The sequence below is a fragment of the Kitasatospora viridis genome, assembly GCF_007829815.1.
GTDB lineage: Bacteria > Actinomycetota > Actinomycetes > Streptomycetales > Streptomycetaceae > Kitasatospora > Kitasatospora viridis.
The window spans coordinates 154,390-179,687 of record NZ_VIWT01000005.1; the positions used below are offsets into that span (position 1 = coordinate 154,390).

At 74.4% G+C, this 25,298-nt stretch carries 24 protein-coding genes, 1 pseudogene and 1 riboswitch; of the genes and pseudogenes, 12 read left to right on the forward strand and 13 right to left on the reverse strand.

The genetic code is table 11. From position 1 onward, the window contains the following. Positions 1-80 precede the first annotated feature (80 nt). Positions 81-1,706 carry an AMP-binding protein gene (locus FHX73_RS37295; protein ID WP_145910485.1) on the forward strand — a complete coding sequence of 542 codons (1,626 nt, stop codon included), beginning with the start codon at positions 81-83 and terminating at the stop codon, positions 1,704-1,706. A 1-nt stretch (position 1,707) separates the two neighbouring features. Here the strand turns inward: FHX73_RS37295 and FHX73_RS37300 are convergent, their stop codons facing one another. Both FHX73_RS37300 and FHX73_RS37305 read right to left on the reverse strand, forming a co-directional pair. After that, positions 1,708-3,792, reverse strand: coding sequence for an elongation factor G-like protein EF-G2 (locus FHX73_RS37300; protein WP_145910486.1), 2,085 nt, complete (start codon positions 3,790-3,792; stop codon positions 1,708-1,710). Between the two features lie 189 nt (positions 3,793-3,981). Beyond that, a complete protein-coding gene (locus FHX73_RS37305; RefSeq protein ID WP_246214120.1) occupies positions 3,982-5,328 on the reverse strand; it encodes an MFS transporter in 1,347 nt (448 codons plus the stop codon). Between the two features lie 718 nt (positions 5,329-6,046). Here FHX73_RS37305 and pqqD point away from each other — a divergent pair. Beyond that, a complete protein-coding gene (gene pqqD / locus FHX73_RS37310; protein ID WP_145910488.1) occupies positions 6,047-6,385 on the forward strand; it encodes a pyrroloquinoline quinone biosynthesis peptide chaperone PqqD in 339 nt (112 codons plus the stop codon). 45 nt (positions 6,386-6,430) lie between these two features. Here the strand turns inward: pqqD and FHX73_RS37315 are convergent, their stop codons facing one another. Continuing rightward, complete coding sequence (locus FHX73_RS37315) at positions 6,431-6,751, reverse strand: DUF6191 domain-containing protein (protein ID WP_145910489.1); 321 nt, start codon at positions 6,749-6,751, stop codon at positions 6,431-6,433. Between the two features lie 133 nt (positions 6,752-6,884). Here FHX73_RS37315 and FHX73_RS37320 point away from each other — a divergent pair, with 133 nt between their 5' ends. Further along, the gene (locus FHX73_RS37320) at positions 6,885-7,538 is read left to right on the forward strand and encodes a DUF402 domain-containing protein (protein ID WP_170305255.1); all 654 of its coding nucleotides are present in this window, start codon (positions 6,885-6,887) and stop codon (positions 7,536-7,538) included. Between the two features lie 32 nt (positions 7,539-7,570). Here the strand turns inward: FHX73_RS37320 and FHX73_RS47570 are convergent. Beyond that, a pseudogene (locus tag FHX73_RS47570) lies at positions 7,571-7,756 on the reverse strand (NAD-dependent epimerase/dehydratase family protein); the annotation flags it as partial. A gap of 30 nt (positions 7,757-7,786) precedes the next feature. Beyond that, positions 7,787-8,731: a YihY/virulence factor BrkB family protein gene (locus FHX73_RS37325; RefSeq protein ID WP_246214121.1), complete on the reverse strand. Its 945-nt coding sequence runs from the start codon at positions 8,729-8,731 to the stop codon at positions 7,787-7,789. 328 nt (positions 8,732-9,059) lie between these two features. On the opposite strand from FHX73_RS37325, the gene FHX73_RS37330 reads away from it, so the two are divergent. Genes FHX73_RS37330 through FHX73_RS37340 form a run of 3 tightly spaced genes read left to right on the forward strand, consistent with a single transcriptional unit; the run spans position 9,060 to position 11,837 of the window. Beyond that, a complete protein-coding gene (locus FHX73_RS37330; protein WP_145910491.1) occupies positions 9,060-9,932 on the forward strand; it encodes a CPBP family intramembrane glutamic endopeptidase in 873 nt (290 codons plus the stop codon). Position 9,933: 1 nt separating this feature from the next. Next, on the forward strand, positions 9,934-11,241 hold the full coding sequence (locus FHX73_RS37335; RefSeq protein ID WP_246214122.1) for a sensor histidine kinase: 1,308 nt from the start codon (positions 9,934-9,936) through the stop codon (positions 11,239-11,241). Then, on the forward strand, positions 11,193-11,837 hold the full coding sequence (locus FHX73_RS37340) for a response regulator transcription factor (RefSeq protein ID WP_145910492.1): 645 nt from the start codon (positions 11,193-11,195) through the stop codon (positions 11,835-11,837). Before FHX73_RS37335 ends, FHX73_RS37340 begins: the two co-directional genes overlap by 49 nt. Before the next feature lie 94 nt (positions 11,838-11,931). On the opposite strand, the gene FHX73_RS37345 is transcribed toward FHX73_RS37340, so the two are convergent. The 3 genes from FHX73_RS37345 to FHX73_RS37355 form a co-directional block, all read right to left on the reverse strand. Then, complete coding sequence (locus tag FHX73_RS37345; RefSeq protein ID WP_145910493.1) at positions 11,932-12,522, reverse strand: GrpB family protein; 591 nt, start codon at positions 12,520-12,522, stop codon at positions 11,932-11,934. A gap of 27 nt (positions 12,523-12,549) precedes the next feature. After that, positions 12,550-13,320 (reverse strand): SDR family NAD(P)-dependent oxidoreductase, encoded by a 771-nt coding sequence (locus FHX73_RS37350; protein WP_145910494.1) that lies wholly within the window; start codon positions 13,318-13,320, stop codon positions 12,550-12,552. 93 nt (positions 13,321-13,413) lie between these two features. Next, a complete protein-coding gene (locus FHX73_RS37355) occupies positions 13,414-14,106 on the reverse strand; it encodes a DUF4386 domain-containing protein (protein ID WP_145910495.1) in 693 nt (230 codons plus the stop codon). An 86-nt stretch (positions 14,107-14,192) separates the two neighbouring features. Between FHX73_RS37355 and FHX73_RS37360 the strand changes: the two genes are divergently transcribed. Beyond that, a complete protein-coding gene (locus FHX73_RS37360; protein ID WP_145910496.1) occupies positions 14,193-14,705 on the forward strand; it encodes a MarR family winged helix-turn-helix transcriptional regulator in 513 nt (170 codons plus the stop codon). A 17-nt stretch (positions 14,706-14,722) separates the two neighbouring features. Then, positions 14,723-15,508 carry a GNAT family N-acetyltransferase gene (locus tag FHX73_RS37365; protein ID WP_246214123.1) on the forward strand — a complete coding sequence of 262 codons (786 nt, stop codon included), beginning with the start codon at positions 14,723-14,725 and terminating at the stop codon, positions 15,506-15,508. 104 nt (positions 15,509-15,612) lie between these two features. On the opposite strand, the gene FHX73_RS37370 is transcribed toward FHX73_RS37365, so the two are convergent. From FHX73_RS37370 to FHX73_RS47420, 4 genes are all read right to left on the reverse strand, one after another. After that, complete coding sequence (locus FHX73_RS37370; protein WP_246214124.1) at positions 15,613-16,491, reverse strand: isocitrate lyase/PEP mutase family protein; 879 nt, start codon at positions 16,489-16,491, stop codon at positions 15,613-15,615. A gap of 10 nt (positions 16,492-16,501) precedes the next feature. After that, positions 16,502-17,005 carry an NUDIX domain-containing protein gene (locus FHX73_RS37375; RefSeq protein WP_145910497.1) on the reverse strand — a complete coding sequence of 168 codons (504 nt, stop codon included), beginning with the start codon at positions 17,003-17,005 and terminating at the stop codon, positions 16,502-16,504. A gap of 68 nt (positions 17,006-17,073) precedes the next feature. Beyond that, positions 17,074-17,544, reverse strand: coding sequence for a YchJ family protein (locus tag FHX73_RS37380; RefSeq protein WP_145910498.1), 471 nt, complete (start codon positions 17,542-17,544; stop codon positions 17,074-17,076). A 59-nt stretch (positions 17,545-17,603) separates the two neighbouring features. Further along, positions 17,604-18,629, reverse strand: a complete 1,026-nt coding sequence (locus FHX73_RS47420) for a transglycosylase family protein (RefSeq protein ID WP_145910499.1) — start codon at positions 18,627-18,629, stop codon at positions 17,604-17,606. A 5-nt stretch (positions 18,630-18,634) separates the two neighbouring features. Next, a riboswitch (cyclic di-AMP (ydaO/yuaA leader) is annotated at positions 18,635-18,804 on the reverse strand. Between the two features lie 238 nt (positions 18,805-19,042). On the opposite strand from FHX73_RS47420, the gene FHX73_RS37390 reads away from it, so the two are divergent. Beyond that, positions 19,043-19,468, forward strand: coding sequence for a PPOX class F420-dependent oxidoreductase (locus tag FHX73_RS37390; protein ID WP_145910500.1), 426 nt, complete (start codon positions 19,043-19,045; stop codon positions 19,466-19,468). 21 nt (positions 19,469-19,489) lie between these two features. Here the strand turns inward: FHX73_RS37390 and FHX73_RS37395 are convergent, their stop codons facing one another. Further along, on the reverse strand, positions 19,490-19,933 hold the full coding sequence (locus tag FHX73_RS37395) for an SRPBCC family protein (protein WP_170305256.1): 444 nt from the start codon (positions 19,931-19,933) through the stop codon (positions 19,490-19,492). Between the two features lie 161 nt (positions 19,934-20,094). On the opposite strand from FHX73_RS37395, the gene FHX73_RS37400 reads away from it, so the two are divergent. The 3 genes from FHX73_RS37400 to FHX73_RS37410 all read left to right on the forward strand — a co-directional run bounded on the left by FHX73_RS37400 (position 20,095) and on the right by FHX73_RS37410 (position 25,141). Then, a complete protein-coding gene (locus tag FHX73_RS37400; RefSeq protein ID WP_342795358.1) occupies positions 20,095-20,526 on the forward strand; it encodes a MarR family winged helix-turn-helix transcriptional regulator in 432 nt (143 codons plus the stop codon). Between the two features lie 448 nt (positions 20,527-20,974). After that, on the forward strand, positions 20,975-22,618 hold the full coding sequence (locus tag FHX73_RS37405; RefSeq protein ID WP_145910503.1) for an APC family permease: 1,644 nt from the start codon (positions 20,975-20,977) through the stop codon (positions 22,616-22,618). A gap of 129 nt (positions 22,619-22,747) precedes the next feature. Continuing rightward, positions 22,748-25,141 (forward strand): SpoIIE family protein phosphatase, encoded by a 2,394-nt coding sequence (locus tag FHX73_RS37410; RefSeq protein WP_246214125.1) that lies wholly within the window; start codon positions 22,748-22,750, stop codon positions 25,139-25,141. Positions 25,142-25,298: the final 157 nt, after the last annotated feature.

The window sequence follows — 25,298 nt, forward strand, 5'->3', positions numbered from 1 at the left end:
CCGCCGGAGGGTCTGGTACCGGCCGCCGCGGTGTGGCAGCCTCTCAGCGCCAGAGCATCCGCACCCTCCGGAGTCGCCCGATGACCCTCGCCGCGCCCAGCCACACCAGCGGTCCCACCGACACCCCCCTGCTGACCGACACCATCGGCGCCAACCTGCTGCGCGCGGTGGCCGGGTTCGGCGAGCGCGAGGTGCTGGTCGACGTCCCCAGCGGCCGCCGCTGGACCTACCGGCAGTTCGCTGCCGAGACCGAGGTACTGGCCCTGGGCCTGCTCGCGCTCGGCGTGCGGACCGGGGACCGGGTGGGCATCTGGGCGCCCAACTGCCCGGAGTGGATGCTGCTGCAGTACGCCACCGCCCGGATCGGCGCCGTGCTGGTGAACATCAACCCCAGCTACCGCACCCACGAACTGGAGTACGTGCTGCGCCAGTCGGGCATCCGCACGGTGGTCGCGATGCCCGTCTACAAGACCTCCGACTACGCCGGCATGCTCGCCGAGGCCGCGCCCAACTGCCCCGGGCTGCGCGAGGTGCTGCTGATCGGCGAGGAGTCCTGGGAGCGGGTGCTGAGGCTCGGTCAGCTGCGCGACCCGGCCGAACTGGCGGCCGTCGAGGCCGGACTGACGGCGGACGACCCGATCAACATCCAGTACACCTCGGGCACCACCGGCTTCCCCAAGGGCGCCACGCTCTCGCACCGCAACATCCTCAACAACGGCTACTTCGTCGCCGAGCTGTGCGGCTACACCGAGGCCGACCGGATCTGCGTGCCCGTGCCGTTCTACCACTGCTTCGGCATGGTGATGGGCAACCTGGCGGCCACCTCGCACGGCGCCTGCGTGGTGATCCCCGCGCCGTCCTTCGACCCCGCCGCCACCCTGGCCGCCGTCGCCGCCGAACGCTGCACCTCGCTCTACGGCGTGCCCACCATGTTCATCGCCGAGCTCAACGACCCCGGCTTCGCCGAGCACGACCTGTCCAGCCTGCGCACCGGCATCATGGCCGGCTCGCCCTGCCCGGCCGAGGTGATGAAGCAGGTCATCGAGCGGATGCACATGAGCGAGGTGGCCATCTGCTACGGGATGACCGAGACCTCCCCGGTCTCCACCCAGACCCGCGGCGACGACACCTTCGAGCAGCGGATCAGCACCGTCGGCCGGGTCGGGCCGCACCTGGAGGTCAAGGTGGTGGACCCGGTCACCGGCGCCACCGTGCCGCGCGGCAGCGCCGGCGAACTCTGCACCAAGGGCTACTCGGTGATGCTCGGCTACTGGGAGGAGCCGGCGCGGACCGCCGAGGCGATCGACGCCGAGGGCTGGATGCACACCGGCGACCTGGCCGTGATGGACCAGGACGGCTTCCTCGCCATCACCGGCCGGATCAAGGACATGGTGATCCGCGGCGGCGAGAACATCTACCCCCGGGAGATCGAGGAGTTCCTGCTCACCCATCCCGACGTGGTGGACGCCCAGGTGATCGGCGTGCCGGACGAGAAGTACGGCGAGGAGCTGATGGCCTGGATCGTGCTGCGCCCCGCCGCCGAACCGCTCACCGCCGAGGCCCTGCGGGCCTTCTGCACCGGTCGGCTCGCGCACTACAAGATCCCGCGCCACGTGCACCTGGTCGACGGGTTCCCGATGACCGTCACCGGCAAGGTCCGCAAGGTGGAGATGCGCGAGCAGGCGGTGCGGCTGCTCGCGCCCTGAGTCACTCCTTCGCGAGCTTGGCCGCCACCGCCGGCGGCACCGGCTCGTAGCGCAGCGGGGTGCGGGTGAAGGAGCCCGTGCCGTGGGTCAGCGCGCGCAGGTCGACCGCGTACCGGGTCAGCTCCAGCTCGGGCACCTCCGCCCGCAGCAGGCTGCGGCCCGGTCCGGCCGGCTCGGTGCCCAGCACCCGCGCCCGACGGACCGACAGGTCGCTGAAGACCGCGCCCTGGTACTCGTCCGCCACCAGCACCCCCACCTCGGCCACCGGCTCCAGCAGCCGCAGCCGGGCCTGCGCCGCGGCGTCCCGCAGGGCCAGCGCCGCGGCCGACTGGAAGGCCGCGTCGGAGGAGTCCACCGAGTGGGCCTTGCCGTCCACCAGGGTGACCCGGACGTCCACCAGCGGGCGCCCGCCGCCCACCCCCTGCTCCAACTGCGCCCGCACCCCCTTCTCCACCGAGGGCACGAAGTGCCGCGGCACCGCGCCGCCCACCACCTTGTCCACGAACTCGACGCCGGCGCCGCCCGGCAGCGGCTCCACCAGCAGCTCGCAGATCGCGTACTGGCCGTGCCCGCCGGACTGCTTGACCAGTCGGCCGTGCCCGGTGGCCGGCCCGCCGAAGGTCTCCCGCAGCGCCACCCGGTACGGCACCTGGTCCACCTGCACGCCGTGCTGCCCGGCCAACTGCTCCAGCACCACGCCCGCGTGCGCCTCGCCGGTGCACCAGAGCACCAGCTGGCCGGTGTCCGGGTTCTGCTCCAGCCGCACCGTCGGGTCCTGGGCGGTCAGCCGGGTCAGGCCCTGGGACAGCTTGTCCTCGTCGCTGCGGCTGCGGGCCTCGATCGCCACCGGCAGCAGCGGCTCGGGCAGCTGCCAGGGCGTCAGGACCGTCGCGCCGTCCGGCTCCGCCAGGGTGTCGCCGACCCGGGCCGAGGTCAGCTTGCCGACACAGACCAGGTCACCCGCGAGGGCCTGGTCCACCGGGCGCTGCTGCTTGCCGAACGGGCTGGTCAGCGCGGCCGAGCGCTCCTCGGCGACGACACCGTCGGCACCGGCCGCGCGCAGCACCCGGTCGGGCTGCAGGGTGCCGCTGAAGACCCGGACCAGGCTCAGCCGGCCGACGTACGGATCCCCGGTGTTCTGCACCACCTGGGCGACCAGCGGGCCGGCCGGGTCGCCGGCCGGGGCGGTCAGCGGCTCTGTGCCGTTCAGGGATTCCGGGACCGGGCGGTCCGGCGGGGCCGGGAAGGCGGAGACGATCAGGTCCAGCAGGTCCACCGCGCCGGTGCCGTCCTCGGTCAGCGGCAGCACCGGGTGGATCGCGTCGTGCAGCACCGCGCCGCGCAGGCCGCGGGTCAGCGCGCCCTGGTCCAGCTCCTCGCCGCCCAGGTAGCGCTCCAGCAGCTCGTCGTCCTCGCCGGCGATCGCCTCCACCAGCCGCTCCCGGGCCGGGCCGGTCGGCGGCAGCGGCTCGGCCCGGCCGTGCGTCTCGCCGGAGATCAGCTCGACCGTGCCGCGCACCCGGCCCTCGCTGCGCACCGGCAGGTCCAGCGGCTGCACGGCGTCCGCCCGGCCGTCGGCGAAGGCCTGCTGACAGACCGCCAGCACCTCGTCGAAGTCGGCCCGGGCCGCGTCCATGTGGGTGACGGCGATGACCCGGGGCAGGCCCGCGTCGGCGCACTCCTGCCAGAGCGCCAGCACGGGCCCGGTCACCGGGTCGGTCGCCGAGACCACGAAGACGGCGGCGTCGGCGGCCCGCAACCCGGCCCGCAGCTCGCCCAGGAAGTCGGCGTGGCCCGGTGGGTCGATCAGGTTGATCTTGACGCCCTGCCACTCCAGCGGAACCAGCGAGAGCCGCACCGAGTGCTGGCGGCGCTGCTCGATCTCCTCGTGGTCGGAGACGGTGCTGCCGTCGGCGACCCGGCCGGCCCGGGTCAGCGCGCCCGCCGCCAGGGCCAGCGACTCGGTCAGCGTGGTCTTGCCCGAGCCGCTCACCCCGACCAGCACCACGTTGCGCAGGTGCTGGGGATCCGCCACGGCCGGGGCCCGGCCGGCGGCCCCCTGGTGGGCGGCGGCTCGCTCGGACATCGCGGATCTCCTCGGGTGTGCTGGGCTGACGGGGCGTCGGGTGCTGGATGCTGGGCTCGGGTGCTGGTGCTGGTGCTGGTGCTGGTGCTGGTTCGAGCTTGGCACCGGGGGCGGCGGCGGGCCATCGGGGTGGGGCGTCCGGGGGCACGTGGCTGGTGGACCGTCAGTTGAGGAGCCGTCAGTGGCGGTTTACCCCTGCCGCCGGGCCCCGGCCAGCGCGACGGCGGCGAGCAGGGCCAGCGCGGTGGCCGTGATCAGCGCCCACCAGGCGTGCCGGAAGGCGTCGAGCGCCTGGGCGGCCGAGTGCGGGGTGCCGAGCAGGCTGACCACGACCGCCACGCCCACCACCGAGCCGACCTGACGGCCCATCGTGGTGACCGCCGAGCCGGTGGCGAACCGGGTCGGCGGCAGCGCCGTGGCGGCGGCACCGATCAGCGTGGGCAGGGCCAGGCCGACACCGACGCCGGTGAGCAGCATGCCGGGCAGCAGCTCGGCGGCGTAGCCGGGCGCGGTGCCGATCGCCGCCACCCACCAGCCGAGGCCGGCGCCGAAGGCCAGCAGCCCGAGCGCGGCCAACCACCCGGCGCCGAACCGGCGCAGCAGCGGGGCGGCGGTCAGCGTGATCGGCGGCACCAGCAGCGGGCCGGGCGCCACCGCGAGGCCGGTGCGCAGCGCCGAGTAGCCCCACACCTGCTGGCACCAGAGCACCGAGGTGAGCAGCATCCCGGCGAAGGCCACGGTGAAGAGCAGCGCGGTGGCGTTGGCCGCGGCGAAGACCGGCACCCGCAGCAGCGGCAGCTCGACCACCGGCGCGCGGTGGCGGGCCGAGCGCCACAGGAAGCCGGCCACCAGGGCGGCGGCGCCGGCCAGGCTGCCGAGCACCCGGGCCGAGGCCCAGCCCCAGTTGTCGGAACGCACCAGGCCGACGGCGAGCAGGCCGATCGCGGCGGTCAGCAGCAGCGCGCCGAGCAGGTCGGGCCAGGGCTCCTCGGCCCGCCCGCGCAGCCGGGGCAGCACCCGTCGGCCGGCCACCAGTCCGGCCGCGCCGACCGGCAGGTTGACCAGGAACACCCAGCGCCAGTCGGCCTCGACCAGCAGGCCGCCGAGCACCGGGCCGAGCCCCGCCGCGATGCCGCCGATCGACGCCCAGGCGCGCACCGCGCCCGTGCGGCGTTCGGGGGCGGTGGCGTCCAGCAGCAGGGCGAGCGAGGTGGGCATCAACAGGGCGGCCCCGAGGGCCTGCAGCAGCCGGGCGCCGACCAGCCAGCCGACGCCGGGCGCCAGCGCGCAGAGCGCGGAGGAGCCGGTGAACAGCGCCAGGCCGGCCAGGAAGCCGGTCCGGTGGCCGAGCCGGTCGGCGAGCCGTCCGGCCGGGACCAGCAGGGCGGCGAAGACGATGGCGTAGCCGTTCAGCACCCAGGAGAGGGCGGACAGGGTGCTGCCCCGGAAGTGCTGGTTCATCGCCGGCAGCGCGACGTTGACGATGAAGAGGTCGAGGTTGGCGACGAAGACTGCGGTGGCGACGACCAGCAGCACGGAGCGCGGGGTGCCGGGGGTGGGGGGAGTGGTGCCGGGGGTGGGGGTGCTTTGGGTGGTGGGGGTGCTGGAGCTGTCGGCAGAGGGCCGGACCGGTGGGTCGGCTATAGGGTTTGATTCTCCAACTGAGTGCATGGCCGCACGCTAGCGGGAGTGGGTTTGGAATCGCAACCCACTGGCGGCGGACGCTCGGGGGGATGGGCCGGAGAAGGCCTGATCGTGGGTTCGGATGCGGCCGGCGGGCCGGATTCACCCCAAGGGGTGATTGCCGGGGTGCCCCATCTGGCGAAATCATGGAACCGGCCGTATACGCAGCAGGACCGATGGCTGCACTGCAGCACGAATGGGGGCAGCCGATGGGAGCTGGGCGGCGGGGGCGCAGGCAGCGCGGGGCGGTGGTGGTCGGATGACCATCCGTGAGACGACCGGCGCGGCCGGGGTGTTCGGAGTTCTCGGCGCACCAGGCGTGCCAGGGGTGACCGGCGAGGTCGGCGCAACTGGTGTGCCCAGTGGGACTGGTGCGACCCGCATGACCTGTCTGACCAGTGTGACTGGTGCGACCGGCCCGTCCGACGTGACCGCGGGGATCGCGGTCCCAGTGCGTTACGGGCTGCGCGAGCGGCGCGCCGTCGCCGCCGGGCGCGGCCGCCGTGCCGTCCGCGGCGCCGTCCGCGAGAAACCCGGCCGGGGCCGGTCCGCCGGGGCGGGCGTCTAGGCCATGGGCGGAGCCTGGGGGACCGCGGACGGTCCCTGGGTCGGCCGTGGTTCCCCGGCCCACCCGATCGGCTGGCGGCTGCGCACCGGCGTCCGACTCACCGAGGACGGGGCGTGCGACCCGCCCGTGCTGCTCCATCCCGAGGGCGTGCTGCTGTTGAACGAGCGGTCCGCCGCCGTGCTGCGGCTCTGCGACGGCTCCCGGGGCGCCGGCGCGATCACGGCGGCGCTGAGCGCGGAGTTCGCCGAGGTGGCCGCCGAGCAGGTGCTCGCCTTCCTCGCCGGGATAGCCGAACAGGGGCTGATCGAGGGCGTCTGCCTGGGCGAGCGGGGCGGTGGCTGAGTCGCCCGTGGTGGCGTTCGCAGATGACGGTCCGTCAGCTGACCGTCACTCGGTTCCACCGCTCGCGGCGCTCCGCCGCATCCGCAGCAGCGCCCGCCCGCCGGCCAGGTCGATCCCGTGCCGGGCCGGCGCGCCGTCGTGCTCGTCCTCCCGCAGCACCAGTTCGACCTGCCGCTGCTCCAGCTGGATCCGCTTGCCGGGGTAGAGCAGTGCGTGCAGTTCCTCGGTGGCGCCCGCTGCCGCTCCGCGCTCCGCCGCCGGCCGCGCGCGGGCCAGCACCCGCCGGGCCAGGCCAGCGAGCAGGGCGAACGCCGTGACCAGGGCCGGGATCAGCAGGCCGCCCACGGTGCCGAAGAGCATGCTCATGGCCCGGACAACGTCTGTGCGGTGCCGCCGAGTTCCCGGCAAGGGCGGTCAACGGCGCACCGGCAGCGCCCGGTTCGGCGGGTGCGCCCGTCCGAAGGAGTGGTCACCGCCCGGACCGGGCACCATGACAGACGTGAGCAACGACCTGTTCGCCGCAGGTGACACGGCCATTCGCCGCGATGTGCACATGGGGCGGGTGTGGACGGCGATGCCGCAACGCGTCCTCGACGACACCGGCGCCGTGCTGACCCTCGCCTACTGGCCGGGCATCGTCGGCCTCGCCCCCATCACCTGGATCGCCGCCCACCGCACCGGCGACAACGCCATGCGGGCCCGCGGCCTGACCGATCTCGCGGGCGGGCGCTGGCAGTTGGCGCCCTACTACTGGGAGCACACCGAGCTCCTCTCGTACTTCCTGACCGGCGAGCACTTCAGCGTGCACTGCTTCCAGTCCGCCGGCACGCACCAACCCCTGCGCTGGTACGTCAACTTCGAGCTCCCGTTCGTCCGCCGCCGGGGCCTGGGCATCGACACCCTCGACCTCTGCCTGGACCTGCTGGCCACCCCCGACCTGGGATCCTGGTGGTGGAAGGACGAGCAGGAGTACGCCCAGGTCCGCCGCCTCGGCATGGTCGACGACGCGCTGGACCGCCAGGTCGCCACCGCCCGCTCCCGCGCCCTGGCCCTGCTGGAGGACCGCGCCGGCCCGTTCGCCCGGGGCTGGCCCCGCTGGTCGCCCGACCCCGACTGGCCCCTCCCGGAACTCCCCGCCGACACGCGCTGGTGAGGGCGCGCCGCCACGGCGGCCTCCAGCACGTGGTGCGCGCCCAGCGCGTTGACCTCCAGCAGCTGCGGCAGCGGCGCCTCGTCGGCGATCCCGCCGAGGTGCAGCACCGCGTCCACCCCGGCCAGCGCCGCCTCGACCGCGCCCTGGCCCCGGAGGTCGGCGAGCCTGACCTCCTCCTCGGGCGCCTCGGCCGCCGTCGGCGCCCGGTCGACCAGCACAAGTCGCTCGCGCCGTTGTCCGACGGTACGTCAACTCTCGTGCCCACGACGGTGGGCCCACTGCTCGCGGGCCGTGGCCCACTTCAACCGGGCCTGGGCCAGCACCTTCTGCCACTGCCGGCGCACCTCGTCGTCGGCCGGTCGCTCGCCGCGGCCGATCCGGTCCAGCTCGTCGCGCACCTCGCGGCCCGCGGCGGCGGCGGCGACCAGCACCAGCATCATCCCGAACAGCGCCGTGAGCAGGGCGAAGACGGCGCCGATCGCGCCGTACCGGTTGGCGGAGGAGTCGAAGACCCGGGGCAGGTACACGCTGGTGGCGACGGAGTAGCCGGCCTCGGCGACCGCGCCGATGGCGGCGAACGGCAGCAGCTGCGCCAGGCCGGTCCGCTTCGCGGTGAGCGTCCGGCCGCTCCAGAGCAGGAACAGGCAGGAGAGCGGGGCCTGCACCGTCGCCGCCAGCAGCCCCAACGGCCCGGCGCCGAGCAGCGCGAAGACCCAGCTGCTCAGCGCCAGGTAGCCGACCAGCACGAGGGCCCAGCGCAGCCCGTTGAGCGTGTTGCGCACGCTGAGCGGGGGCAGCTCCCAGGCCTGTTCGTAGAGCCGCTGCACCGCGCGGGAGAAGCTCAGCACCGAGACGAGCAGGAAGACGACGCCGAACACGCCCACCCCGGCGGTGGTGTCCGCGTCGGGGGAGAAGACGTAGCTGACGGCCTGCGCGCCGCCGCCGGTCAGGTGGTAGCGGTGGATGATCCGCTGGGCGGTGTCGGGGAAGCCGAAGTGCTTCAGCAGGACGCCCGCGATGAGCGAGAGCGGGACCACCGCCGACAGGGCGCTGGAGGCCAGCGCCATCGAACGGTCGAAGCCGACCAGCCGCTGGAAGCGGTTGACCACCCGCAGTGCGAAGGCGGGCCGTAACCAGAAGGTCAGGGCCCTGACGATGCGTTCCTTGTTGATGCCCACGGTCCTGTTGCCCACGTGTCGATTCCCACGGTCCTGACGCCCACGGTCCTGACGCCTGCAGTCCTGACGCCCACGGTGTCGATGCCTACGGTGTCGATGCCTACGGTCCCGGTCCTCCGAGGTCGCGCGTCCGCCCTGGTCCAGCCCCCGCGAGCATAGGCGCGGCGGGCCCGGAACCGGCGGACCGGCGCCGCGCCCGGCCTGCCGCGCGCTCCGGGCCGGCCACGGCAGGGGTGTGTCTGGACCCACCCCGACCGGGCAGCTGGACGCAGTGTCAGCGGGCCCGCGAACCGGGATCGTCGATGGTGACGGCGAACGGCGAACACCCGGAAGGGGCGGACCCATGTGGAACGGACGCGACAACCAGCTCGACCAGCTCAACCAACTCGACCGGCAGGACCTCCTCCGTGGAGTCGGACGACAGCGGGGGCGGCCGCGGTGGAAGGCCGAGGCAGGCCTGTACGTGCTCGTCGCCTTCCTCGGCGCGGGCCTGCTCGGCGCGCTCCAACCCTCGACGGGGGTCCCCGAGGAGGTCCTCCAGCTCACCCAGTTCGGGCCCGCCCTCGGGGTCCTGATGGTGGCTCTGCTCCGCCCCTCCCGGGCCCGCGAGCGCCTCGCCGGCACCCTGCCCGGCCCGCCGCCCGGGCGCCCGCCCGGCAGGCGGGACCGCACCGCGCCGCTGGTCCTGCTCTGCGCGCCGCTCATCATCGCGCTCAGCAGCGCCGGCTACGCGGTGGTGCACGGCAGCCTCGCGTTCACCGATCCGCGCGGCCTGGCGGATCCGTTCGCGCTCATCGTGCCGGCCCAACTGGTCGGCGCCTGCGGGGAGGAGATCGGCTGGCGCTGCTTCCTCCAGCCGCTGCTGCGCACCCGGTTCGGGCCGCTGACCGCCTCAGTGCTGGTCGGGCTGGTCTGGGGCGGCTGGCACGTGCAGGCGTTCACGCGCGGCCCGGCGTACGCGGGCGGGTTCCTGACCGCCACCGTGGCGATGTCGGTGCTGCTCGGCCTCGCCCTGGAGCGGGTGCGGAGCAACCGGCTGCTGCTGGCCGGCGGCTTCCACGCCCTGGTCAACCTCGGGATGCTGGTCTTCATGCCGGACGACTCCGGTACGGCCATGCTGCTGTTCGGCGCGGCCTGCCTGCTCGCTGCGCTGCCCTGGGTGCTGCGCGCACCAACGGTTAGGATGACGGTTCCGGCAGCGCACGGGGCGCGCTGACATGACGGAGCGACAGGTGGTCATGGCAAGGGGGGACGGGCGCCCGGGCGGCGGTGGCTGGATCGCCGCCGGGCGGTGCCAGCTGCTCTCGCTGGGCGGCCTGGTCGTCGCGGCCGCCGGCCTGCTGGTGCTCTGCGTGCTCGCGCTGGTCCCGGTGCGGGTCGGCCTCGGCGTGCTGCCCGCGGCGGCCCGGAGGCTGCGCCGGCTCGCCGACCGGCAGCGGCTCCTCGCGGTGACCTGGTCCGGCGTCGCGGTCGGTCCCTCCGAGCCACCGGCCGTCGGCGACCCGGAGCGGTCGGCCCGCGGCCCGGCCACCCTGCTCGGCTCCGAGGGCTTCTGGCGCGACCTGCGGTGGGCCCTGCTGGAGCCCTGGGTCGGCGGCACGCTGGTCGTCCTCCCGCTCACGCTGCTCTACTACGGGCTGTTCGGCCTGCTGGTGCAGCCGTTCATCTGGCGCCGGATCGACGACGGCAACTGGTACGCCTTCATCCACGTCCACTCCACCGGGGCGATGCTCGCCTCCGCCGCGCTCGGCCTGGCGTTCCTGGGCGCCGGCCTCCGGCTCGCCCCGCGCGCCCTCGCCTGGCACGCCCGCTGGACCAGGCGCGCCCTCACCGCCCCGTACACCAGTCAGCTGGAGCGCAGGATCACGCAGTTGACGGACACTCGGGCCGAGGCACTGGACGCCCAGGCGGCCGAGCTGCGCCGGATCGAGCGCGACCTGCACGACGGGGCGCAGGCCCGGCTGGTCTCCCTCGGCATGACGCTGGACGACGCGACCCGGCTGCTCGACACCGACCCGGCGGCCGCCCGCACCCTGCTGCTCCAGGTCCGGGCCACCTCCGAGCGGGCCCTGCAGGACCTGCGGGAGTTGGTGCACGGGATCCACCCGCCGGTGCTCGCCGACCGCGGCCTCGGCGACGCCGTCCGCTCGCTCGCCCTGGACAGTTTCCTCGACGTGCACGTCACGGTGGGCCTGCCCGGCCGGTTGCCGCCGCCGGTCGAGTCCGCCGGCTACTTCGCCCTCGGGGAGCTGCTGGCCAACGCGGGCAAGCACGCCGGCGCCGCCGAGGTCTGGATCGACCTGCGCCACACCGAGGGCGCACTGCGGATCACGGTCACCGACGACGGCCACGGCGGAGCGGATCCCGCCCGGGGCAGCGGCCTGCGCGGCATAGAACGCAGGCTCAGCAGCTTCGACGGAACCCTTGCCTTGCACAGTCCGCAGGGCGGACCGACCACCGCGACCCTGGAGATACCGTGCGCGTCGTTCTTGCCGAAGACCAGTTCCTCCTCCGGGACTGGTTGATCCGTACCCTGCGGGACCACGGGTGTGAGGTGGTCGCCGCCGTCGACAACAGCCCGGCCCTGCGGAAGGCGCTGCGCGAGGAGCAGATGGACCTCGCGGTGCTGGACATCCGGCTGCCGCCCTCCTACACCGACGAGGGCCTCCAGGCGGCCCTGCACGCCCGCCGCGAGCGGCCCGGTCTGCCGGTGCTGATCCTCTCCCAGTACGTCGACCAGCTCTACGCCCAGGAGCTGCTGGCCGGCGGGCAGGGCGCGGTCGGCTACCTGCTCAAGGACCGGGTCACCAACACCGCCCAGTTCATGGACGCGGCCCGCACGGTCGCGGCCGGCGGCACCGTGATGGACCCCGAGGTGATCGCCAAGCTGCTGGCCCGCAGCGAGGCCCGGGGCACCACCGCCGACCTGACGCCGCGTGAGCACGAGGTGCTCCGGCTGATGGCCGAGGGCCGGTCCAACACCGCCATCATGAGCACCCTGCACATCAGCGAGAGCGCCGTGGCCAAACACACCACCAGCATCTTCGGCAAGCTCGGCATCGAGGCCTCGGCCGACGACAACCGCCGGGTCCTGGCGGTGCTGGCGTACCTGAAGCGCTGACGGCCGGTCGGCTCCGCCGCCGCGGCCCGCGCGGGGTTCGCCGTCCGTCGCCCGCCGCCCGCCGACGGGCTGAACGGACCGTAGTGCCCGTCCGTCAGCGCCGGTGAGCGGACGGGAGCTGCCAGCCGGTCTGTTCGGCCCAGCGCTCGGCGCCGGACATCAGCACCTCCGTGGCCGGCGCCTTGATCTGGCCGTAGTCCATCAGGTCGGGCAGGCTCTGGGCCACGCGCTGCTTGAACGCGCCCCAGCCGTTCCGGGCCCGCTCGTCCGCACGCAGGAAGTCGCGGAAGAGCAGGGCGTAGCGGGTGTTGGGGCCGTCGTGCAGGCGGATGTGCACGTTGCAGGCGCGGGCGCCGGGTGGCGGGGCGAACACCAGCTTGGGGCACGCCACCCCGGCCGTGACCTCGGTGCGGTTCCACGGCTCGGGGCGGCAGCGGTAGCCCTGGGCGGCCATCAGCGGCACGATGCGGTCGTGCTCGACGGCTGCGACGCGCACCTGAATGTCGATGCAGTCCTTGGCCGGCAGCCCGGGTACGGAGGTCGACCCCACGTGGTCGACCGTCAGCGCGAGCGGCCCGAGCAGGTCGGCGATCCGGTGCGAGAGGCGCTCGAACTCACCTGGCCACGTGGGGTCGTAGTCGGAGACGACCACGCCGGAGGAGAACTTCTCGTCGGGGAAGGGCATTTGTGAACGATACCGGCTGAGTCGGTGTCAGTTGGTGATGCGTCCGCCCGCGACGTCGATGGTCAGGCCGGTCAGGTAGGCGGCGGCGTCGGAGGCGAGGAAGAGTGCCGTCTCGGCCACGTCCTCCATGGTGCCCAGGCGGCGCAGCGGGTGGGCGGCGGCGACCTGCTCCTGGACCGCGGGCGGCATGCTGGCGCGGGCCTTCTCGGTGAGGATCGAGGAGGGGGCGATGCAGTTGACCCGGATGCCCTGCGGGCCGAGCTCGGTGGCGAGGTGGCGGGTGAGCATCACCAGGCCCGCGTTGGCCGCCCCGTAGGCCAGGTTGGCCAGACTGGGCTGGCGGCCGGCCGAGGAGGACATGGTGATGATCGAGCCGGCGCCGCGCTCCACCATGTCCGGCAGGAAGGCCTGGATGGTGAGGAAGGCGGAGGTCAGGTTCGCGTCCAGCGACTCGCGCCAGAGCTGCTCGGTGAGTTCGGTGGACTTCACCGGGAACCCGACCCCGCCGGCGAAGGCGGCCAGCACGTCGACCGGCCCGAACCGGTCCGCGACGGTGCGGTGCAGGGCGGCGAGCGCGGCGGAGTCGGTGACGTCCGCCGTGGCGGGGAGCGCGGTGCCGCCGGCGTCGGTGATCCCGTCGGCGACGGCGGCCAGCGCGGTGGCGTCCCGGCCGACCACGCAGACCTGGGCGCCCTGGTCGGCGAAGGCCCGCGCGGTCCGCGCGCCGATGCCGCGCGAGCCACCGGTGATGACGACGGTCCTGCCCTGGAGGCTGGGGTGAGCGGTGGTGACTGACATGGAGTGCTCCAAGGAAGGTGGGTCGGATCGGATGGGAGTGGCGGTGCGTCAGGCGTTGGTGTGTCAGGCGTTGGTGTGTCAGGCCTTGGTGCTTCAGGCGTTGGTGCGGCGCCGGGTGCGCGGCAGCTTCCAGGCGGCGAGCAGCAGCCAGACCAGCCCGCCGAACCGCACGGCAGGCAGCAGGTAGCCGAACCCGCCGACCAGCAGCGCGAGCAGACCGAGCAGGCCGAGGGCGGTGACCAGTACGCCGCTCCAGGCGAGGGCGCGCGGCAGCAGGCCGGTCTTCAGTGCCGAGACCGAGATCCCGGCGGCGAGCAGGCCGAACCCGGCGGCGAACACGGGGCCGCCGGAGACGAACGACAGGTTGGCCAGCGCGCGGGCCAGCGCCGGGGGCGAGTCGGCGGCCAGTCGGCTGCCCGCCCAGGCGGTGGCGGCGCTCAGGCTCAGCGCGCCGCCCGCGAGCACTCCGCCGACCAGGGCGATCGCCGCGCCCGGCCCGGTGACCCCGAGCAGCCGTAGCCGCTGGTTGAGCACGGCGGAGAGCAGCAGCACCGGCATCGCGGCGGCGAGCAGCAGGAACGCGCCGAGCCGCATGGTGCCCCCGTGCTGCTCGGCGTACTGGAGCACGGCGGAGGCCGGGGCGTCGGGGTGCGGGGTGGCCCGGTTGACCACGGTGTAGGCGACGGTCAGCAGGGCGAGCGAGGTGGCGGGCAGCAGCAGCGGCGGCCCGGGCTGCGGTCGGCGTCCGGTGCGGGTGGTGGGTGGGGTGGCGCTGGTGGCACTCATGAGGGGCTCCGGCTCGTCGACGTCATCGCTATACAAAAAATAATGATTACAGAATGGAACGGTTGTCAAGCGGATACCATGTCCGCATGACTACGAATCCTGGGAGTGCGGCCGGCCCGCAGGGTGCCCCCCGCCCCGCGAAGCACGGCGGCGTGGCCTTCCTGCTCGCTCAGCTCGGCGCCCACGCGACCGAGCTCTTCGCCCAGCGGATCGCCGCCCTCGACCTGACCCCGCCGCAGGCCGGCCTGCTCCGGATGCTGGCGGCGACCCCCGGCCGCAGCCAGCGCGAGCTGGCCGACGACCTGGGCATGCCGCCGAGCCGGTTCGTGCCGTTCGCCGACGGGCTGGAGCAGCGCGGCCTGATCGAGCGCCGCCGCAACGCCGAGGACCGCCGCCTCTACGCGCTGCACCTGACCGACCAGGGGTTCGCCCTGCTCGGCGAGCTGGCCGGGGTGGCGGTGGCGCACGAGCAGCAGGTCTGCGGGGCGCTCTCGGAGCAGGAGCGCGGGCAGCTGCTCGGCCTGCTGCGCCGGGTTGCCGAGGAGCAGGGCCTCACCCCGGGCGTGCACACCGGATTTCGGTCGCTCCGGGGCAAGTAGTCCGGCAGACTGCGGCCATGGCCGGGGAGACCACTGGGGAGATCGCCGGGGACCTGAGCGGGGGCAAGGCCGAGGATATGACTGATGATCAGCTGATCGTTCGTGCCCGTGGCTTGTGGTGCGAGATGGCGTCGGTGCCGGGCATCGAGTTCGCCGCGGCGGGCCGACTGGTACCCGTGGTAGCCCCGGAGGCGGGCCTCGGGCCGGCGGGCTGGGCCGGCGTGATCGAGCTCGGTGGCGCCCGGATCGCCACCGCGCCCGACGAGCGCGCGGCCGCCCTGCTGCGCGAGCGGCTGGCCGGGGTGGCCCCGGGCCGGCTGGCCGACCCCGGTGCGGTCGGGGCGGCCTTCCCTGACGTCCGGGTCCTCGGCCCGGTCGCGCTGGCCTACTTGGCGGCGGAGGACTTCCGTCCGGTCGGGCCGGGTGCGTGGGAGCTGGTGGAGCTGCCCGCCGACCATCGCGGGCTGCGCCGCCTGGAGGAGTCGGCCGGGGACGAGGACCGCCGGGAGGCCGGGCTCGACGAGATCACCTCACCGGCCTTCGCGGTCCGGGTCGGCGGCGAGGTCGTGGCGGCGGCCGGCTACCGGCACTGGCGCAGCCGCACCGCGCACATCAGCGTGCTCACCGCGCCGGCCTGGCGCGGGCACGGACTGGTCCGGGTCACCGGCACCGCCGCGGCCGCCCACGCCCTCGCCGACGACCTGCTGCCGCAGTGGCGCGCCCGGGTGCCGGCCTCCCGCCGGGCCGCCGTGGCACTCGGTTTCCGGGAGATCGGCACCCAACTGGTCGTCAACTTCGGCTGACAGCTGACAGCTGACAGCTGACAGCGCACGGCTGACCGGAGCCGGAGCCGGAGCCGGAGCCGGAGCCGGAGCCGGAACCGGTGTCCCGCCGCTCCGCCGGCCCGCTACTCCGTGCCCGGCCCACCGTCCTGCGGTGCGAGCAGCGCGTTGACCGAGCCGTACGGCAGCGCCTCGGTGAGCGGGGCGAAGGAGCCCGTGTGCCGGATGGTCCGGGCGGCGTTCATGGTGGCGGTGAACGCCAGCCGGGAGAGCCCGGAGCCCAGGCTGATCCGCCGCACGCCCAGCTCGCCGAGCCGATCGACCGTCAGCTCCAGCAGCGGGCCCGCGACCAGCACGTTCACCGGCCGGTCGACCGCGGCGCAGACCGCCCGCACCGCCTCGGCGTCCGGCAGTCCGGGGGCGAAGAGCACGTCCGCGCCCGCCTCCTCGAAGGCCTGCAACCGCCTGATGGTGTCGTCGAGGTCGGGCCGGCCGTAGAGGAAGTTCTCCGCTCGCGCGGTGACCGTGAACGGGAAGTCCAGCTCCCGCGCGGCCAGCACCGCCGCCCGGACCCGGCCCACCGCCTCCGCGAACGTGTGCAGCGGGGCGTCCGGGTCGCCGGTCGCGTCCTCGATCGAGCCGCCGACCAGGCCGGCCGCGGCGGCCAGTCGGATGGTCTCGGCGATCTGCTCCCGGTCGGCGCCGTAGCCGCTCTCCAGGTCGGCGGAGACCGGCAGGTGGGTCGCGGCGGCCAGTTCGCGGGCGTTGGCCAGCACCTCGTCCCGGCTCACCAGGTTGGCGCCGTCGCTGCGCCCGAGGCTGTGCGCCAGCCCGGCGCTGGTGGAGGCGATCGCCGCGAAGCCGAGCCCGGTGAGCAGCCGGGCGGTGCCGGCGTCCCAGGCGTTCGGGATGACGAAGGGCTCCTGGGCCTCGTGCAGCCGGCGGAACTCCAGCGCCCGGCGGTGCTGGTCCTCGCGGTGCTGGTCCTCGGTGATCGGTGACACGGTGGTCCTCTCAGCTCGGATTGCGCGGGTGCGGCACGTGCAGGTAGGCGGCCCGGCCGGTGCGGCGGGCCTCGACCACGGCCTCCAGCAGCGCCAGCCGTTCGGGGCCGAGCACGGTGCGCCACTCGGCCAGCGGACGGACGGCGTGGTCGGCGTGCTCGGCCGGGTCCAGCACCAGGCCGGCCAACTGCTCGGCGGAGAGCTCCCCGCCGTCGAAGACCACGCCGACCCGGAACGGCCAGCCGTCCGCGGCGGGCCGGAAGACGAGTGCGAGCAGCGGCGGGACCGGTTCGGCCGGCAGTACCAGCCCGGTCTCCTCCAGCACCTCGCGCCGGGCGCAGCGCCACGGCTCGCCGTCGAACTCCATGTTCCCGCCGACGAACTGCCAGACCTCGGGGTCGTAGACCGACTCCATCAGCAGCGGGTTGCCGGCGGTGTCGGTGAAGTGGACCAGGCCGAAGAGGATGCCGTGCGGCAGCGTGCGCAGGTGATCGGCGAGCGGGAGCTGGGCCATGGGGGCTCCTGGAAAAGGCGGACGAGCTGACGGACGGGCGGGGTGACGGCGGCTCGGTTGACGGCGGCTCAGTCGACGGTGTGGTCGCCGTCCAGGTAGACCCAGTCGCCCTCGTGCCGCAGGAACCGGCTGTTCTCGTGCAGGCTGCCCGCCACCCCGTGCTCGCGGAAGTGGGCCCGGAACTCCACGGTGCCCGCGGTGTGGAACGGGCCGCCCTCGGTGCTGCCGAGGATCTCCAGCCGCTCCCAGACCGGCTCCGGTCCGAGCTCCAGCTCGGCCGGCCGGGTGTCGGGGTGCCAGCTGCGCAGCAGGTAGGCGGTGTCCCGCACGACGAAGGCGCTGTAGCGCGAGCGCATCAGCTGCTCGGCGCTGGTCGCCCGGGCGAGTCCCCGGTGCAGCCTGCCACAGCAGTCGGCGTAGTCGGCGGGCAGGCCGCAGGGGCAGGCCTTCGGCAGCGCGGCGGCGGGTTGGGCGGCGGCGGCAGTGCTGGGCCGGGCGGGGGTGGAGCGCTTGGCGGGGCGGGCGGTGCGTCGGGACATGGCCCCATTGTGACGGTCCGTCGGACCGCCCACGCACCGCCCGCCCGCCGCGCGGGCGGTCAGGAGGGCAGCTGCAGCTGCTGGCCCGGGAAGATCAGGTTCGGGTTGCCACCGACCACACTGCTGTTCTGCTGGTAGAGCTGCTGCCAGCCGTCCAGGTGGTGGCCGTAGGCGATGCCGGAGAGGGTGTCGCCGCTGACCACGGTGTAGTCGCCGCCGGGCGCGGCCGGGGTGCTGGTGGTCGGGACGGGCGCGGGCTGGCCGGGGACGGCCGGACCGGGCACCGGGTTCGCGACCGGGGGCGCGGACTGCGTCGGGGTGCCGGGCGTGGAGGGCGCTGCGGTCGGCGTGTTCGGCGCGGGGGTGGGCGCGGCGCTCGGGGTCGCGCCGGGGGTGGTCGGGGCCGGGACGGTGGACGCGGGCGCGCCGGGGGTGGCGGCCGTCGGCGCGGGGGTGCCCGGCGTGGCCGCGCCGGAGGGCGTGCCACCGGTCGCGGGCGCCGGGTTGGACACCGCACCGGACGGGGTCGGCGCGACAGGCGCACTCGGCACCACAGGCACAACAGGCGTAACAGGAACAACGGGCACAACAGGCGTACCCGGCGCGGGCGGAGTGGCCGGGCTGCCCGGGGAGGCGGGCGTGCCGGGAGCGGCCGGCGCGGACGGCGAGGCCGGCGCAGCCGGGACGCTCGGCGTGGTGCTGCCGTCCGGCGAGGTGAGGCCGGCCGTGGCGGCGCACGAGCCCCAGACGCCCGCTCCGTCGGACGCCAGCACCGCCTCGGCGACGCTGATCTGCTGCTGCTTGGTGCCGTGCGAGGGCTCGGCGCCGAACAGGTCGCCGCCGTGCGCCTCCCACTGACGCTCGGTCAGGTGCAGGCCGCCGTAGTAGCCGTCGCCGGTGTCCATGGTCCAGTTCCCGCCGGTCTCGCACTGGGCGACCGCGTCCCAGGTGGTGGCGGGGGCCGCGTGCGCGCCGGTCGCCGCGAGCAGCGGCAGGGCGAGGCCCGCGCCCAGGGCGGTGGCCGTGGCGACGGCCCGGTCGGCCTGGGTCGGGCGGCGGTGGCGGCCCGGTCCGGAAAAGACCATGGGAGTGTCCCTCTCCGCACGCCTGCGAGGTGAGCTGTCGGGTTCGGGCCGGTGAGGTTGGCCCGGCCGGCCGCGCGGATCGCTCCGGCGGTCGGCTTCACCCCTAGCCGTGGGGACGGCGTGGAGAACCTGGGTCCCCCGTCCCTGCCCTGACGAGTCGTGGTGTCGGAAGCACGGACGAGGTGGGCAGGGTTCGGCGTGCCGCGTCCGTGAGCCCGTAGGGATGGGCTTGACGGGACGATAGACGGATGATCAGCTCGATAACAAGCCCGCATCGCGAACATCACATCAGAATCACGTCGGTGAAGGGATCGTCCGTGCGGGATGTACTGAGCGCGATGTACTGAGCGCGATGCATTGGGCGCGATGTATTGGACGGGTCAGCAGGCGCCACCGAGACGCAGGAGGATTCCATGGCCGACGAGGCGAGGATGAAGGAACTGTTCGCATCGGGGAAGCAGGGGGTGCTGGTGACGCTGAAGCAGAACGGGCGGCCGCAGCTCTCCAACATCTTCTACGGCTACGACCCCGAGCGGGACTTGGTGCGGATCTCGGTCACCGCCGACCGGGTCAAGGCCCGCAACGCCGAGCGCGACCCCCGGGTCAGCCTGCACGTCACCAGCGCGGACTTCTTCACCTGGGCGGTCGCCGAGGGCACCGCCGAGCTGTCCGCCGTCGCCCAGCAGCCGGACGACGCGGCGGTGGAGGAACTGGTCGACCTCTACCGGCAGGTCAACGGGGAGCACCCGGACTGGGACGAGTTCCGCGCCACCATGGTCAAGGATCGGCGGCGCTGCCTCTCGCTGCACGTCGAGCGGTACTACGGCCAGACCCCGTGACCCAGCAGGCTCCCTGACCGGTCATCGGACCGACCGGCAGAGCGCCAACGTCGCCTCGATGGCCGCGACGTAGCCCGCCCGTGCCCGCTCCAGTCGGGCCGGGTCGGCCGGGCCGTCGCCGAGGTCGAGCTCGGCGCGGAAGGTGAGCAGCAGCTCGCCGTCCGCGTCCTCCTCGATGTCGTTGTGGATCGTCCAGCGGGCCCGCTCGTCCGAGCGGTGGAAGCTGACCCGGCGCTTCGGCTCGAAGCGCACCTCCTCGCGCACCCGCTCGCCGCGGATCACCACCTCGCGGACCAGACCGTGCCCGGTCCGCTCCAGCACCCGGCACGAGCTCATCCCGGCGACGACCAGCGTCGCGTCCTCGGCCTTGCGCAGCAGGCCCGCCCAGACGGCGTCCCGGTCCAGCACGGTTCCCCCGCCCCGCTCCGGCGCGTTGACCCGCACGCTCGCACTGATTTCCGGCACGGCTGATGCCCCCTCGGATCGACTGCCGGTCGGAGACCAGCGGATGCTTGTCACGAATGCTTGTGCGGCCAAGTAAACGCTTAAGATCCTTTTAGGGCAAGGGAGAATCGAGGGTCCGAAGGGTGCCCTGGAGGGCATCCATTTGTGCGTACAATCACCGTGTGAGCGCCGCCACTGACAGCACCAGCCATGCGATCGCCAGGGTCGCCCGACTGCACCGGGCCGCCGCCGAGCGGCTGCTGCGGCGTGCCGGGCTGCACGCCGGGCAGGAGCTGCTGATGATGCTGCTCTGGGAGCGCGGGGCGCTCCCGCAGGGCGAGCTGATCGAGCAACTGGGCCTGGACGCCTCCACGGTGACCCGGATGGTGCAGCGGCTGGAGCAGGCCGGCTTCGTCCGTCGCAGCCGCAGCTCCGCCGACCGGCGGGCGGTGATCGTGGAGCCCACCGCGGCGGCCCGGGCGCTGCGCGAGCAGGTGGGCGAGCTCTGGCAGGAGTTGGAGCGGCTGACCCTGGCGGGGCTGGCGCCCGAGGAGTGCGCGGAGCTGGTCCGGCTGCTGGCGGCGGTGGAGCGCAACCTGAGCGGCCAGGCCTGAATGCGGTGCGGTGGCTGGGCCTGGGTGCGGTCCGGCTGCCGGGCCTGAACGCGGTGCCGCGGCCAGGCCTGAGTGCGGTGCGGCGGTCGGTTTCGAACGCCGTGCGACGTGCTCGAACCGGAAACGGCTCGGGAACGGCCTTCGGTGGCCAGGGGCCTGGACCGGGCGGGGGACCCGGTCCAGGCGATTCGGATGGCCGTCGGCGCCCCGGGCGTCGTGCGGAGTGCCATGCCGTCGAGCTTGGCACGGGCCCTTCGGCAAAAGCAACCACTATGGATCACTGGCTGAATCACATTCATCTCAGCCAATGCCGGTGCGCCGGACGGTTGATGCTCCGTCACCGTTCCCGCGCGCGGCGCCCGTCCGGCCGCTGATCTGCGGCACCGTCGTCCCCGACCGACCGTCAATCGTGGTTGACGGATCCGCGAGGATCGGAGGACCCGCCGCCATGGCCGCACCCCAGCCCGGCATCCGTCGAGGCGGCGGGCGGCACGCGCTGCGCCGCGAGGTCGGCCTGGCCGGCCTGCTCTGGGCCTCGGTCGGCGCGATCATCGGCTCCGGCTGGCTGTTCGGCGCCGAGAAGGCGGTCCGCGCGGCCGGGCCCGCCGCGGTGATCTCCTGGGGCATCGGCGCCGTCGCCATCGTGCTGCTCGCCCTGGTGCACGCCGAACTCGGCGGCCTCTTCCCGGTGGCCGGCGGCACCGCCCGCTACCCGCACTACGCCTTCGGCGGCTTCGCCGGGATGAGCTTCGGCTGGTTCACCTGGCTGCAGGCCGCCACCATCGCCCCGATCGAGGTGCAGGCGATGATCGGCTACGCCCAGCACTGGACCTGGGCCGACGGCCTGCAGCACCACAAGGACCAGACCCTCACCCCGGCCGGCTTCGCGGTCGCCGCCGCCCTGCTCGCCATCTTCGTCGCCGTCAACTTCCTCGGCGTCAGATGGCTGGCCCGCACCAACAGTGCGGCCACCTGGTGGAAGGTGGCCATCCCGCTGCTCACCATCCTGGTCCTCGCGGTCAAGGAGTTCCACGGCGCCAACTTCCACAGCCACGGCTTCGCCCCGTTCGGTGCCCGCGGCGTGCTCTCGGCGATCAGCACCAGCGGGGTGATCTTCGCGCTGCTCGGCTTCGAGCAGGCGATCCAGTGGGCCGGCGAGTCCAGCCACCCGCGCCGGGACATCCCGCGCGCCGTGCTCGGCTCGGTGTTCATCGGTTCGGTGATCTACCTGCTGCTCCAGGTGGTGTTCATCGGGGCGGTGCCGCCGTCGGCCTTCGCCGGCGGCTGGGGCACGCTGACCTACCACGGGATCAGCGGCCCGTTCGCCGGGCTCGCCACCCTGATCGGGCTCGGCTGGCTGGCCACCGTCCTCTACATCGACGCCGTCATCTCGCCGGCCGGCACCGGCCTGGTCTACATCACCTCCAGCTCCCGGATCAGCTACGGCCTGAGCCGCAACGGCTACGCGCCGCAGGTCATGCAGGCCACCGACCGGCGGGCGGTGCCGTGGGCCGGGCTGCTGGTCGCCTTCGTCGCCGGGGTGCTCTGCTTCCTGCCGTTCCCCAGCTGGCAGCGGCTGGTCAGCTTCATCACCTCCGCGGTGGTGCTGATGTACGCGGGCGCGCCGCTCGCCTTCGGCGTGCTGCGCCGCCGCTTCCCCGAGCTGGAGCGCCCCTACCGGCTGCCGGCCGGCGAGGTGGTCTCGCCGGTCTCCTTCGTGATCGCCGGGCTGGTCATCTACTGGTCCGGCTGGGACACCCTGTGGCGGCTCGGCGCCTCGATCCTGCTCGGCTACCTGCTGCTCGGCGGCTACGCCTTCCGGGCCCGGGCCAAGGGCCTGCCGCAGGCGCCCCGGATGGACTTCCGGGCCGGCCAGTGGCTGCCGGTCTACCTGGTCGGCATGGGACTGCTCTCCTGGCAGGGCCAGTTCGGCGCCGGCGCCACCGGCCGGCTGCCGCTCTGGTGGGACCTGCTGGCCGTGGCCGGCTTCTCGCTGGCCGTCTACTACTGGGCGCTGGCCGTGGCGCTGCCCGCCGAGGAGATCGAACGCAACATCGCCGACGTCGAGGTGCTGGACGCGGGCGGGCACTGAACCCGCACCGCGGGCGCGGAGCACCCGCACCCGAGTTGGCCCATCACCGGAGTGCCGCGACCCCGCCCGCCCACCCGCCGGGCCAGGATGGGCCATCGGAGCAGGACGGGGAGAGCAGAACCGGACGAGGTGGACGATTTGGACGACTCCCGCTTCCCGTTCCTCAGCGGAGTGGCGGCGGTGCTGGTCGACGGCGACGGGCGGGTCCTGGACGGCACCGCGGCCGCGGAGCGGCTGCTCGCCATGACCGGCGACGACCTGCGCGGGCGCGCGCTGCGCGACCTGGTGCTGGCCGGCGGCCCCCGGGCGGTGGACCGGACGGGGGCCAGCTGGCGCGGCCGGGTCACCGTCCGCACCGGCGACGGCGAGCCGGCCGAACTCGACGTGCGGGTGCTCCGGCTCGGCGACGGCGCGCCGGTCGACCGGCGCGCCGCCCACCACGTGGTGCTCGCCGCCGCCGCCCGGGAGGCCGACCGGTGGCGGCAGGACCAGGCGTTCACCCGGGAGCTCTTCCTCCAGGACCGGATCGGCCTGGTGGTGCTCGACGCCGACCTGCGGATCATCCGCACCAACGCCCACCTGCTGCCCTACTCCGGGATGCCGCAGGACCTGGCCGGCTGCCGGCTCGGCGACTTCCTGCAGGCCGAGGACGCCGACTCGGTCGACGCCCAACTGCGCGAGGTGCTGGCCACCGGGCGCCCGCTGGTCGGCGAGGAGCTGGTGCGCACCCTGGTCGACCAGCGCAGCGGCCGGATGCTGGCGATCTCCGCGTTCCGGCTGCAGGGCACCGACGGCACGGTGATCGGGGTGACCGCGCTCTTCAACGACGTCACCGACCAGTACCGCACGCGCCGCCGGCTGGCCCTGCTGCACCAGGTCACGGCCGCCGCCGGGCACTCGCTCTCGGTCGCCGACAGCGCCCGGCACATGGCCGACGCGCTGGCGGTCGGCTTCGCCGACGTGGCCGCGGTGGAGATCGCCCCCGCCGTCTCCACCGGTGAGGAGCCGGTGCCGCAGGCGGACGGGCGGCTGCTGCTGCGCCGGCTCGCGGTGGCCGGCGACCCGCCGGAGGCGCGGACCGGGCCGGGGGGCATGGAGCTGGGCGACACCGTGCTGGTGGACGGGGAGGGCGCCGCCGAGCCGCCCGACCCCGCGCACGACTGGGAGATCACCGTGCCGCTGGTCGCCCGCGGGGTGCTGCTCGGGCGGATCACCGTGCGGCGGGAGCGCTGGAAGGACCCGTTCGAGGAGGAGGACCGGGTGCTGATGCGCGAGCTGGCCGTGCGGGTCGCGCTGGCGCTGGACAACGCCCGCCGCTACACCCGCGAGCACCGGGCCGCGATCGGCCTGCAGCGCAGCCTGCTGCCGCCGGCCGTGCACTCGGTGGCGGCGGTCTCCACGGCCAGCGTCTACCTGCCCACCGACACCGTCGGCGGGGTCGGCGGCGACTGGTTCGACGTCATCCCGCTCTCCTCGGCCCGGGTCGCGCTGGTGGTCGGTGACGTCACCGGCCACGGGCTGCACGCCTCCGCCACCATGGGCCGGCTGCGCACCGCCGTGCGGACGCTGGCCGACCTGGAGCTGGAACCGGACGAACTGCTGGTGCACCTGGACGACCTGGTGGCCCAACTGCTGGTGGAGGCCGAGCTGGTGGCCGACGTGGACGCCGGCCTGGAGGGGGTCGGGGGAGCGGAGCCGCCGGAGCCGATCGGCCCCGCCCGGCCCGGCCGGCCGGAACCCGGCTCCTTCGGCGGGACCTGCCTGTACGCGGTCTACGACCCGGTGTCGCGGATCTGCACGGTGGCCAGCGCCGGTCACCCGCCGCCGGCCGTCGCCTACCCGGACGGCAGCGTGGCGGTGCTCCCGGTGGCTCCCGGGCCACCGCTCGGGGTGGGCGGCCTGCCGTTCGAGTCCACCCCGGTCGAGCTGCCCGAGGGCAGCGTCCTCGCGCTCTACACCGACGGGTTGATCGAGCGCGGCGACGGGGACATCGACGCGGGCACCGCCGAACTGCTGCGCCGGCTGGCCGCCGTGCGGAGCCTGGACGTGCCGCTGCGGGAGGCGGGCCAGCGGCTGGTGGCCGGCCTGCCGCCGACCCGGCTGCACGACGACGTGACGCTGCTGCTCGCCCGCACCAAGGCGGTGCCGCCGGCCGACACCGCGGTCTGGTCGGTGGACCCCGATCCGGCCGCGGTGGCCAAGGTCCGCGAGGACGCGACGGCCACCCTGGAGGAGTGGGGACTGACCGAACTGGCCTTCACCACCGAGCTGGTGCTGAGCGAGCTGGTCACCAACGCGATCCGGTACGCCGGCGGCCCGGTGCTGGTGCGGCTGATCCGGGCCGACACGCTCACCTGCGAGGTCTCCGACGGCAGCAGCACCCAGCCGCGGATGCGCCGGGCCCGGCTGACCGACGAGGGCGGGCGCGGGCTCTACCTGGTGGCGCAGCTGACGAGCCGTTGGGGGAGCCGGTACACGGCGTCCGGGAAGACCATCTGGACCGAGCAGGAGCTCCCGGAGTGACACGAAGGGCATCCGGCTGCCGGACATGAGCAGTCCCCGGCACGGTCCACCTGCGACACGGCGCGTCCTTGCCGTCGCTCAGGGCGGCGCTGTCGGGTGGTCCTGCCGGGGGCCTGGCCAGGCCTCCTGGACACGGGAGTCGCTCGGACGGCCGGCG